Origin of the sequence: Microbacterium jejuense, assembly GCF_019511665.1 — a bacterium.
In the GTDB taxonomy this organism is placed as follows: Bacteria; Actinomycetota; Actinomycetes; order Actinomycetales; family Microbacteriaceae; genus Microbacterium; species Microbacterium jejuense_A.
On the sequence record NZ_JAEUAW010000009.1, the window covers coordinates 1 to 11,032 of the forward strand.

An 11,032-nucleotide genomic window follows, 5' to 3' on the forward strand; every position below is an offset into this window, starting at 1 on the left:
CGGTCTCACGGTCGGGTGCGGCGGTCCCGGCCCCGGTCCCGGCCCCGCCGCACCCGACCGTGAGACCGGAGGCGACGGACGAGACCCCGGGGTTCGCCCAGGGTCTCGTCGGTCGCCTCCGGTCTCAGGGTGAGGAGGCGGGGTACGGAAGCACCGGTCGCCGCACGCAAGGACCATCACGACAGGAGAACGAGCATGACCGCACAGAGACTCGACGGGCGCGCGGCGTCCGCCGCCATCAAGGACGAGCTGCGCGAACGCGTCGCGGCGCTGAAGGCCCGGGGCATCACGCCGGGCATCGCGACCGTGCTCGTCGGCGCCGACCCGGGCTCGCAGCTGTACGTCGGCATGAAGCATCGCGAGTCCGAGGCGATCGGCATGAACTCGATCCAGGTCGAGCTGCCCGCCGAGGCCACGCAGCAGGAGGTCGAGGCCGTCATCGACCGGCTCAACGCCGATCCCGCGTGCCACGGGTACATCGTGCAGCTGCCGCTGCCGAAGCACCTCGACACCGACGCGATCCTCGAGCGCATCGATCCGTCGAAGGACGCCGACGGACTGCACCCCACCAACCTCGGCCGGCTCGTGCTGAACGTCAACGCGCCCATCACGACGCCGCTGCCGTGCACGCCCCGTGGCGTCATCGAGCTGCTGCTGCGCAACGACTACGACCTCAAGGGCAAGCACGTCGTCGTCGTGGGACGCGGCGTGACGATCGGCCGCTCGATCGGACTGCTGCTGACGCGTCGCGAGATCAACGCGACCGTGACCCTCACGCACACCGGCACCGTCGACCTGCCGTCGTACCTGCGCCAAGCCGACGTGATCGTCGCCGCGGCGGGCGTCAAGCACATCGTGCAGGCGTCGGACGTCAAGCCGGGCGCCGCTGTGCTCGACGTCGGCGTGACGCGCGAGACCGACTCTGAGACCGGCAAGTCCCGCGTCTACGGCGACGTCGCTCCCGATGTCGCCGAGGTCGCCGGCTACCTGTCGCCCAACCCCGGGGGCGTCGGCCCGATGACGGTCGCGCTGCTCATGACCAACGTCGTCGAGGCCGCCGAGCGCGCCGCCGGCTGACCCCGCACCCGCAACGCGACGCGCGCTCCACTTCGGATGCGCGGTTCGCCAGGGTGGCGCGGATCGCTGCTTCGGCGGGGTGGATGCCGCACTCCGCGTCACCCGAATCGCCCGGGTGTGCATCCACGCGCGTTCAGGTGGCGCGGATCGCTGCTTCGGCGGGTGGATGCCGCACCCTGCTCCGCCCGGATCGCCGGCGTGTGCGGCGCTACGCGGTGAAGCGCGCGAGGAACTCGCGCGTGCGCTCCTCGCGGGGCGCTCCGAAGACCTCCGCCGGCGGACCCTGCTCGAGGATCCTGCCCGCGTCGAGGAACACCACCCGGTCGGCGACGTCGCGCGCGAAGGCCATCTCGTGCGTGGCCATCACGATCGTCATGCCGTCGTCGGCGAGGTCGCGCACGAGGTCGAGCACCTCGCCCACGAGCTCGGGGTCCAGCGCCGAGGTCACCTCGTCCAGCAGCAGCAGCTCGGGTGACGTCGCGACCGCGCGGGCGATCGCCACGCGCTGCTGCTGCCCACCCGACAGCCGGTCGGGATGCTCGGCTGCCTTGTCGGCGAGACCCACCCGCTGCAGGAGGGCGGTGGCCGCGGCATCCGCCTCGCTCTTCTTCATGCGGTGCACGTGCCGCAGCGCGAGCGTGATGTTGTGCTGCACGGTGAGGTGCGGAAAGAGGTTGTACTGCTGGAACACGACGCCGATGCGCGCCCGGACGGCGTCGACGTCGACCCGCGGATCGCTGATGTCGACGCCGCCCAGCACGATGCGGCCGTCGTCGATCGGCTCGAGGAGGTTGATCGTGCGCAGCAGCGTCGACTTGCCCGACCCGCTCGCGCCGATGAGAGCGACGACCTCGCCCTGCGCGACCTCGAGGTCGATGCCTCGCAGCACGTCGTGGTCGCCGAACGACTTGTAGACGTCGTCGAGTCGCAGGAGGCTCATACGATCCCCCCGACCTGCTCGCGGGCTCGCACGCGCGCCGTGTACCAGTCGGTCAGGCGGATCGTGGGGATGGCGAGCAGCACGAACAGCAGAGCGGCCACGACGTACGGCGTGAAGTTGAAGTACGCGGCCGTCTCGATCTGCGCGGCCTTGACGGCATCCACGGCGCCCAGCAGCGAGATGAGGCCGACGTCCTTCTGCATCGCGACGAAGTCGTTCATGAGGGCTGGAGTCACTTTGCGGAACGCCTGGGGCACCACGACGAGCCGCATCGTCTGACCGTGGCTGAGACCCAGGGAGCGGGCCGCGTGCCGCTGCGAGGGATGCACCGCCTCGATGCCCGCGCGGAACACCTCGCTCACGTAGGCGGAGTAGGTGAGGGTGAGGGCCAGCGTGCCCCAGAACTCCACGGGCAGCCGCACCGGGATCATCTGCAGGCCCGGGATGCCGAAGCCCACGAGGTACAGCACGATGATCAGCGGGATGCCGCGGAACACGTCGGTGTACGCCGCCGCGAGCGCCCGCAGCGGCAGCCACACCGGCCCGCGCAGCGTGCGCAGCGTCGCCAGCAGCAGGCCGAACAGCAGCACGAGCACCGCCGACATCGCCAGCACACGCAGATTCAGCAGGAAGCCGTCCCACACGCGCGGCAGCGACGCCAGCGCCACCTCGGGGTTGAAGAACTGCTGCTGCACGCGCGCCCAGCCGGGCGTGTTGATGACGAAGAGCCACGCAAGGACGGCGAGCACCAGCGTCGAGACGACGCTGATGACGATGGATGCCGCCCCCTGACGCTTGCGGAAGGCCCGGCGCTCCAACTCGACGGTGCTTACCTCGCGGGGCGGGCTGCTCACCTCGCGGGGCGGGCTGCTCACCTCGCGGGGCGGTATGGCGACCTCGCCGGGCGGGCTGCCGGCCGGGCGCGGCCAGCCCGATGAGGAGTTCATCGGGTCAGGGTAACGGCGCGCGGGTTCACTTCAGCAGCGGAGCCTGGCCCTCGCCGCCGAGCCACTCGGCGGCGAGCTCGTCGAGCGTGCCGTCCTCGCGGAGGGCATCGACGGCGGCGGTGACCTTCTCGGTGAGCGGTGAGTCCTTCGCGAGCACGAGGCCGAACTGGTCGCCGCTCTCGCCGTCGGGAGTCGGCAGCTGGCCGACCAGCACGCCGTCGGTGAGCTCGACGCCCGAGATGTAGAACGCCGTCGGCAGGTCGACGACGATCGCGTCGACCAGACCGTTCTCGAGCGCGAGCTTCGCGTCGTCGTTCGTGTTGAACGCCTGAGCCGGCTGCGTCGGCTCGATGACCGACTCGATCGCGGTGAAGCTGGTGGTGCCCGTCTGCGCGCCGATCAGGAGGTCCTTCAGATCGGCGATCGACGTCGCATCCGCCGCGGGCGAGGCGCCGGTGGTCACGACGACCTGCGTGGTCTCGTAGTACGGCGAGCTGAAGTCGACGGACGCCTTGCGCTCGTCCGAGATCGAGAACTGCTGCAGATTGACATCGAAGTCCTTCGGCCCCGGAGCGATCGCCTCATCGAACCCGGTGCGCACCCACACGACGTCGTCTTGCGAGAAGCCGAGCTGATCGGCCACCGCGTAGGCGACCGCCGCCTCGAAGCCCTCGCCCGACGCGGGGTCGTCGTCGATGACCCACGGGTAGTACGCGGGCTCGCCGGTCGCGATCGTGATCTTGCCCGGCGTCACCCAGCCCTCATCGTCACCGGTGGCGCCGGCGTCGGGTGTGCCGCTGGAGGCGCAGCCGGTGAGGGCCAGCGCAGCGACGGCGACGCCGGCAGCGGCGAGACGGATCAGGCGGGTGCGACGCGACATGATGCCTCCAGGAGTCGGGTGGCGGAGCGCGTGCTGTCGCGCCTCCGCTGGCTCCATCTTCGCGACACCTGCTCGTGCGTGCTCCCGCGGGTCGCATTGTTACAGCGGGGCCGACGCGTCTGCGAGGGGCAGAATGGCCTCGACGGACGGTGGGCCGTCAGAACAGGAGGCGCACGCATGGCCGGCATCGATGGGAAGTGGGCGATCGACGTCGTCACCCTGGCCGGCTCGCGCCGGTACGACCTCACGCTGACGGCGGTGGGCACGGCGCTGACGGGCACAGCGGTCGGCGACACCGGGCCGATCGCCATCCGCGACGGCAGCATCGCCGGAGACACCGCGTCGTTCCGCGTCGACTTCGTCGCTCCGCTGCCGCTGTCGCTCCGGTTCGTGCTGAAGGTCGTGGGCGACCGGCTCGTGGGCACCGCCCAGGCCGGACCCTATCCGGCGACGAACGTCGTGGGCGTGCGCATGCCGTGAGCAGCGCGGATCACCGCGGGTCGAGACGGGCCTCGGCGGCCGCGAGCGCCGCGCGCGCACCGTCTGTGGGCGCGATCGCCACGAGGCCGCGGTACAGCGTGACGAGGGTGTCGACGTCGAGGACTCCCGTGCGTGCGCGATCGCAGTGCACGGCCTGGATCGCGGCCTCGAGCTGGAACCGCCCGAGCGGGCGGTCGAGCGCCGCCGCCCTGCGCAGCATCGCCGCCGCCTCGGCGATGAGCGCGCGATCCCACTGCGACGCGTCCTGCTCGTCCAGCGGCGGCCAGGGCCGCTCCGCGCGCACGGGCGCCCGCGACTGCGCGTACGTGAGCAGCGCGGCCAGTCCCCACGCCTCGGCCTCGTCGTCGAGCAGCGACGCGGTGAGCACCGCGAGCCAGCGCGCCTCGTCGGCGAGCGACTCCCGCGGCTCGACGCCCTGGTCGAGCCAGCCGATCGCGTAGGCGCCGTAGATCGCCTCGAGCACAGCGGGCAGGCGGTCGGGCATGTCGGCGCGTGAGGGGACGCGGAAGGGGATGCCCGCGTCGCGGATGCGGCGCTTGGCGCGCACCAGCCGCTGCGCCATCGTCGCCGGTGCGACACCGAAGGCGCGTGCGATGTCGGCGGCCTCGAACCCGAGCACCGTCTGCAGCATGAGCGGGGTGCGCACCGCCGGGTCGATGGCGGGATGAGCGCACGCGAACAGCAGCTCGAGCCGCTTGTCGGGGATCGCGTCGGCGCGGGCGAGCTCTTCGACGGCGTCGGGCGCGTGCTCGTCGGCGAGCACAGCGGCCAGAGCCTCGTCCAGAGGCACGCCCGTGCGGTGCGCGGCCGAGCCGAAGACGTCGCGCAGTCGGTTGCGGGCCACGGTGACCAGCCACCCTTCGGGATTGGCGGGGATGCCGGCGTCCGGCCACGTCCGCAGGGCGCGCTCGAAGGCGTCGCCGAGGGCGTCCTCGGCGGCCGCGACGTCGAGCGTCGACGCCGCGACCACCGAGAGGATGCGGCCGTACGACGTCCGCGCGGCGCGTTCGGCAGCCGCGCGGACGCCGTCGACGGGACCGGGCATCAGCCCGCGAACGGGGTCCAGGCGCCGTCGCGGAAGTGCGTGGAGCTGGGCCGCACCTCGACGGGACCCCATGCCACGGACGGCGCCTTGCCCGCCCACGCGATGGCGGCGTCGAGGTCGTCGACCTCGATGACGAACGTGCCGCCGAGCTGCTCCTTGGTGTCGGCGAACGGGCCGTCCTGCACGCGCACGCCGCCGTCCCCGGCGGTCACGGTGGTGGTCACCGCGGAGGGCTGCAGCACTTCGGCCGAGATGAGCACGCCGGCGTCGTGCAGCGCCTTCGCGTACGCGTCGAACTCGCGCATGCCTTCGGCCAGGGCCTCGGGGCCGAGGTCGTCCGCCGTCAGCTCGGGGTAATGGAGGAGGAGTGTGTACCGCATGGTGTCGTCCTTTCTGGTGGGTTGCGACACCCCGATGACGATCCCGGACCGTCTCGATCGACAGCAGATCCGAGATCCGCCGGAATCAGCCGCCCAGCTCGTCGAGCATGCGGCGCTGCTCGTCGGTGAGGCCGTCGTTCAGCTCACGCCTGCCCGCAGACGCCTCGGGGCTCGGGACCGGCGGAGTGGCGGCATCCAGCGATTCCGTCTTCGAGCCCGTGGCCCTGTCGTACAGCGCTCCCGCGTGGGCCTCGACCCGGTCGTCGATGGCGGCGTAGATCGCCCATCCGATGAGCAGGATGATCGGCGGCAGCACGTAGCCCCAGATCGCGCCGAAGAATCCGCCGCCGATGCGGACGCCCGAGAAGAGCACCGTGGCGATCCAGATGAGGAAGGCGATGGCGAACGCGATGAAGAACTCGACGAGCTTCTCGCCCGCCTTCGTGCGGCTGCCCGCCGACTTGGCCGCCGACGAGCGGAACCACTTCTCGACGAGCGGCTTGACCCAGATCACGAGGGCGGTCATGACGATGCCCGCCCACAGCGCCGACCAGCCGACACGGGCGGGGGTGAGCCAGCCGACGATCAGCAGCACGACGATGTTGAAGACCAGCAGCGACACGAACCGCACGACCCACTTCTTCATGCGTTCACTGTGCCACGTTCCGGCGATCGCCGGGAATGGATGCCGGCGGCGCTGGTTGCGCGTCAGTAGGAGGCGCGGGTGGTGTCGGGGGTGGTGGGGATGAAGCGGGCGGCGAGGGCTTCGGAGCCGCGGGCGAGGAGGGAGACGTCGGCGGCGACGGCGATGAAGGCGGCGCCGCCGTTGATGTACGCGTCGGCCGCGGCCGGGTCGAACGCGTTGACGCCGACGGGCTTTCCGGCCGCGCGGACGGCGTCGAAGGTGGTGTTCACTGCGGCGATGACGTCGGGGTGTGTCTGCTGTCCGAGCACGCCCAGTGAGGCGGCGAGGTCAGCGGGGCCGACGAAGATCCCGTCGATGCCGTCGACTGCGGCGATCTCGGCGGCGCCCGCGACGGCTTCGGCGGATTCGACCTGGACGAACAGTGACACGTGCTGGTCGGCATCCTGCAGGTATCCGTCGACGCGGTTCCAGCGGGCCGAGCGTGACAGTGCCGAACCGACACCGCGGCGCCCGTGGGGCGGGTAGCGGACGGCGGCGACGAGGTCGCGGGCCTGCTGGGCGGTGGACACCATGGGCACGAGCACGTTCTGGGCGCCGAGGTCGAGCACCTGTTTGAGGATCACGTCGTCGCCGTACGGGACCCGCACCACCGGGGTGACCGGGTAGCCGGCGACGGCCTGCAGCTGGGCGAGCACGGTGTCGAGGGTGTTCGCGGAGTGCTCCATGTCGATGAGCAGCCAGTCCACCCCGGACCCGGCGAGGATCTCGGCGACCAGCGGTGACCCCGAGCACGCCCACAGGCCGACCAGCGTCCGGTCGGAGCCGTCGAGGCGGTCGCGGAAGGTCGGGTTCAGACGAAGCGGCATTCGATCACTCCCATCGGTCCGTAATCGCACCTTACGGTGTCGCCGCGCTGCACCCACATCGGGCGGGTGAAGGATCCGGCGAGGATGATCTCGCCGGCCTCCAGCCGGGCGCCGTGCTGGTGGAACTTGTTCGCCAGCCACGCCACCCCGGTGGCGGGGTGGCCGAGCACCCCGGCGGCGACGCCGGTCTCTTCGATCTCGCCGTTGCGGCTGAGCACGCCGGGCACCCACCGCAGGTCGATCTCGTCGGGACGCTTGTGCACGGTGCCGAGCACCATGGCGCCGTACGCGGCGTTGTCGCTGATGGTGTCGACGATGGTGCGGCCCTCCAGCTCGATGTGGGAGTTCAGCACCTCCAGCGCGGGGACGGCGTAGTCGATCGCGGCCAGCGCGTCCTGCAGCGTGCAGTCCGGGCCTTCGAGGGGGCGGGCGAGCACGAACGCGAGCTCGACCTCGATGCGCACGTTCGAGAACAGGTCGACGGGGATCTCGGCGCCGGAGTGGTACACGGTGTCGTCGAACATGACGCCGTAGTCCGGCTCGGTGATCCCGGTGGCCTGCTGCATCGCCTTCGAGGTGAGCCCGATCTTGCGGCCCACCAGGCGCCGCCCGTCCGCGATCATCCGGTCGCGCCACACGCCCTGGATCGCGTACGAGTCCTCGACCGTCGCGTCCGGGTAGCGCGCCGTGATCCGCGGGATCACACCATGCGTGCGGTCAGCCTCGGCCAGCTCAGCCGCGATCGCGGCGATCACGTCAGGGGGCAGCATCCACTCATCTCCTCAGGGTCGTCCGCCGGTCGGGGCGTTTCGTCTTCGCTCGTCCCTCGCTCCGCGGGGCGAGCGCGAACCCGGTCGAGACGAAACGCTCACAGCTGGTGGCCGAGCTTGTACTCGCCCTGCTTGTACTCGGGCATCGGTTCGGTGTCGTCGGGGCGCGTGTACGAGAAGCCGTCGGCACCGATCGTGACCGCCATCTCGGACGCGTCGGTGCGGGCGACGACCGGCTGCGGGTTGCCGTCGAGGTCGAGGACGAGGGATGCCTCGGTGTACCAGCTCGGGACCACCGGGTTGCCCCACCAGTCGCGGCGCTGGTTGTCGTGCACGTCCCACGTGACTACGGGGTTGTCGGGGTCGCCGGTGTAGTAGTCCTGCGTGTAGATCTCGACGCGGTGGCCGTCGGGGTCGCGCAGGTACAGGTAGAACGCGTTCGAGACGCCGTGGCGGCCCGGTCCGCGCTCGATGGCGTCCGAGCGGCGCAGCGCGCCGAGCTTGTCGCAGATCGCGAGGATGTTGTGCTTCTCGTGTGTGGCGAAGGCGACGTGGTGCATGCGCGGGCCGTCGCCGCCGGTCATCGCGGTGTCGTGCACGGTCGGCTTGCGGCGCATCCACGCGGCGTAGACCGTGCCCTCCTCGTCCTGGATGTCTTCGGTGACGCGGAAGCCGAGCGACTGCATGAAGTTCACCGCGCGGGGAACGTCGGGGGTGACCTGGTTGAAGTGGTCCAGCCGCACCAGCTCGCCGGGGGTGTGCAGGTCGTACCGCCACGAGAGGCGCTCGACGTGCTCGGTGGCGTAGAAGAACTCGTACGGGAAGCCGAGCGGGTCGGTCACGCGCACCGAGTCGCCGATGCCCTTCGTGAATCCCTCCGCGCGACGCTCGATGCGGCAGCCGAGCTCCTCGTAGAAGGCCACGGCCTTGTCGAGGTCCTCCGGGGTGCGCACGCGGTACGAGAACGCGGCGACCGCGGCGACGGGTCCCTGGCGCAGGACGAGATTGTGGTGGATGAACTCCTCGGTCGACCGCAGGTAGATCGTGGTGTCGTCCTCCTCCGTGACGTACAGGCCCAGCACGTCGACATAGAAGACGCGGGATGCTGCGAGATCCGTCACCACGAGCTCCATGTACGCGCAGCGCAGGATGTCGGGCGCCGGCGCGGTGGGCGTCGGGATCGGGTTGTCAGAGAGGATCGGCGCCTCCTGGCTCACGTAGAAGCCCGAGGAGGTGAGGGTCATGTCTTTGCGGTGCGTCATGTCGCGTCCTTGCGTTGGTGCTGGTTCGGGGCGTTTCGTCTCGGTCGTTCCTCCCTCGCTCAACGACCGGGGACCCGGTCGTTGAGCGAGCGAAGCGAGACGAAACGCAGAAGTGGATGCCGGGGCTCAGCGCGGGTCCGGATCGTCGAGGTCGGTCGGCTCGTGCGGGTCGGCCTTGCCGAACGTGGGGTTGTGTGCCGGACCGAGCGTGATGTGCACCGCCTGCTGATCGGTGTAGAAGTCGATCGAGCGGTAGCCGCCCTCGTGGCCGAGGCCCGAGGCCTTCACGCCACCGAAGGGCGTGCGCAGGTCGCGCACGTTGTTGGAGTTGAGCCACACCATGCCGGCCTCGATCGCCTGCGAGAAGTTGTGCGCGCGCTTGAGGTCGTTCGTCCAGACGTAGGCGGCAAGGCCGTACTTGACGCCGTTGGCGAGCTCGAGGGCCTCCTCGTCGGTGTCGAACGGCGTGATCGCGACGACGGGGCCGAAGATCTCCTCCTGGAAGATGCGCGCCTCGGGCGACACGTCCGCGAACACCGTCGGGCGCACGAAGTTGCCGGTCTCGAACCCGTCGGGGCGGCCGCCGCCGGCGACCAGGCGCGCCTCGGACCTTCCGATCTCGATGTACGAGACGACCTTGTCGTAGTGCTCGGGGTGGACCAGGGCACCCACCTCCGTCGCAGGGTCGTGCGGGTAGCCCACGACGACGCGGTCGGCCTGCGCGGCATAGCGCTTCACGAACTCGTCGTAGATCGGGCGCTCGACGAGGATGCGGGATCCCGCGGTGCAGCGCTCGCCGTTGAGCGAGAAGACGCCGAAGATCGTCGCGTCGATCGCCGCCTCCAGGTCGGCGTCGGCGAACACGACGGCCGGCGACTTGCCGCCGAGCTCCATCGACAGTCCCTTGAGGAACGGTGCGGCGTTGCCGAAGATGATCTGCCCGGTGCGGCTCTCGCCGGTGAACGAGATGAGGGGGACCTCGGGATGCTTCACCAGCGCGTCGCCGGCATCCTCACCCAGTCCGTTCACGAGGTTGAACACGCCCTGCGGCAGGCCCGCCTCTTCGAAGATGCCGGCCCACAGCGACGCCGACAGCGGGGTGAACTCGGCGGGCTTGAGCACGACCGTATTGCCGGTCGCCAGCGCCGGGCCGAGCTTCCAGGACTCGAGCATGAACGGCGTGTTCCACGGCGTGATGAGGCCGGCCACGCCGATCGGCTTGCGGTTGACGTAGTTCATCTGGCGGCCGGGCACCTTATAGGCGTCGTCGGCCTGCGCCACGATCAGGTCGGCGAAGAATCGGAAGTTCTCGGCGGCACGCCGCGCCTGGCCGAGCGCCTGCGTGATCGGCAGACCCGAGTCGAAGGACTCCAGCTCGGCGAGCCGCGCGTCGCGGGACTCCACGATGTCGGCGATGCGGTGCAGCACGCGCGAGCGCTCGCGCGGCAGCATGCGCGGCCACGGGCCCTCGGTGAACGCCCGCCGCGCGGCGGCGACGGCGCGATCGATGTCGGCCTTCTTGCCGGCGGCGGCCCGCACGTACGTCTCGTTCGTCACCGGGTCGAGCACGTCGAACGTGTCACCGTCGAGCGAGTCGACGAATTCGCCGTCGATGTAGTGCTGGATGCGCTCGGGCAGGCCTTCGGGCACGTGGCGGGTCTGCAGTGCGGTGTCTGTCATGGTGTCTCCTTCGTCGGAGGGGTCTGGCGGATGGAACG

At 70.6% G+C, this 11,032-nt stretch carries 12 protein-coding genes; 2 read left to right on the forward strand and 10 right to left on the reverse strand.

Features of this window, described 5'->3' with window-relative positions; genetic code table 11:
- The first annotated feature begins 195 nt into the window (after positions 1-195).
- Positions 196-1,077: a bifunctional methylenetetrahydrofolate dehydrogenase/methenyltetrahydrofolate cyclohydrolase gene (locus JNB62_RS12295; protein WP_220301185.1), complete on the forward strand. Its 882-nt coding sequence runs from the start codon at positions 196-198 to the stop codon at positions 1,075-1,077.
- Positions 1,078-1,285: 208 nt separating this feature from the next.
- Here the strand turns inward: JNB62_RS12295 and JNB62_RS12300 are convergent, their stop codons facing one another.
- Genes JNB62_RS12300 through JNB62_RS12310 form a run of 3 tightly spaced genes read right to left on the reverse strand, consistent with a single transcriptional unit; the run spans position 1,286 to position 3,844 of the window.
- Entirely contained in the window at positions 1,286-2,017 is a 732-nt protein-coding gene (locus JNB62_RS12300) for an amino acid ABC transporter ATP-binding protein (protein ID WP_220301186.1), read from the reverse strand.
- The gene (locus JNB62_RS12305) at positions 2,014-2,964 is read right to left on the reverse strand and encodes an amino acid ABC transporter permease (protein ID WP_222856038.1); all 951 of its coding nucleotides are present in this window, start codon (positions 2,962-2,964) and stop codon (positions 2,014-2,016) included. The genes JNB62_RS12300 and JNB62_RS12305 overlap by 4 nt, the downstream gene beginning before the upstream one ends.
- A 25-nt stretch (positions 2,965-2,989) precedes the next feature.
- Positions 2,990-3,844, reverse strand: a complete 855-nt coding sequence (locus JNB62_RS12310) for an ABC transporter substrate-binding protein (protein ID WP_220301187.1) — start codon at positions 3,842-3,844, stop codon at positions 2,990-2,992.
- A gap of 177 nt (positions 3,845-4,021) precedes the next feature.
- Between JNB62_RS12310 and JNB62_RS12315 the strand changes: the two genes are divergently transcribed.
- Positions 4,022-4,324 carry a hypothetical protein gene (locus JNB62_RS12315; RefSeq protein WP_220301188.1) on the forward strand — a complete coding sequence of 101 codons (303 nt, stop codon included), beginning with the start codon at positions 4,022-4,024 and terminating at the stop codon, positions 4,322-4,324.
- Positions 4,325-4,334: 10 nt separating this feature from the next.
- On the opposite strand, the gene JNB62_RS12320 is transcribed toward JNB62_RS12315, so the two are convergent.
- The 7 genes from JNB62_RS12320 to hpaE all read right to left on the reverse strand — a co-directional run bounded on the left by JNB62_RS12320 (position 4,335) and on the right by hpaE (position 10,994).
- Positions 4,335-5,390, reverse strand: coding sequence for an RNA polymerase sigma factor (locus tag JNB62_RS12320; protein ID WP_220301189.1), 1,056 nt, complete (start codon positions 5,388-5,390; stop codon positions 4,335-4,337).
- On the reverse strand, positions 5,390-5,770 hold the full coding sequence (locus JNB62_RS12325; RefSeq protein WP_220301190.1) for a YciI family protein: 381 nt from the start codon (positions 5,768-5,770) through the stop codon (positions 5,390-5,392). Before JNB62_RS12325 ends, JNB62_RS12320 begins: the two co-directional genes overlap by 1 nt.
- Positions 5,771-5,855: 85 nt before the next feature.
- A complete protein-coding gene (locus tag JNB62_RS12330) occupies positions 5,856-6,416 on the reverse strand; it encodes a hypothetical protein (RefSeq protein ID WP_220301191.1) in 561 nt (186 codons plus the stop codon).
- A 62-nt stretch (positions 6,417-6,478) separates the two neighbouring features.
- Entirely contained in the window at positions 6,479-7,282 is an 804-nt protein-coding gene (locus tag JNB62_RS12335) for an HpcH/HpaI aldolase family protein (RefSeq protein WP_220301192.1), read from the reverse strand.
- Complete coding sequence (locus tag JNB62_RS12340) at positions 7,267-8,052, reverse strand: 2-keto-4-pentenoate hydratase (protein ID WP_220301193.1); 786 nt, start codon at positions 8,050-8,052, stop codon at positions 7,267-7,269. The genes JNB62_RS12335 and JNB62_RS12340 overlap by 16 nt, the downstream gene beginning before the upstream one ends.
- 98 nt (positions 8,053-8,150) lie before the next feature.
- Positions 8,151-9,314 carry a 3,4-dihydroxyphenylacetate 2,3-dioxygenase gene (gene hpaD, locus JNB62_RS12345; protein ID WP_220301194.1) on the reverse strand — a complete coding sequence of 388 codons (1,164 nt, stop codon included), beginning with the start codon at positions 9,312-9,314 and terminating at the stop codon, positions 8,151-8,153.
- Between the two features lie 126 nt (positions 9,315-9,440).
- On the reverse strand, positions 9,441-10,994 hold the full coding sequence (hpaE, locus tag JNB62_RS12350; RefSeq protein WP_220301195.1) for a 5-carboxymethyl-2-hydroxymuconate semialdehyde dehydrogenase: 1,554 nt from the start codon (positions 10,992-10,994) through the stop codon (positions 9,441-9,443).
- Between the last annotated feature and the right edge of the window lie 38 nt (positions 10,995-11,032).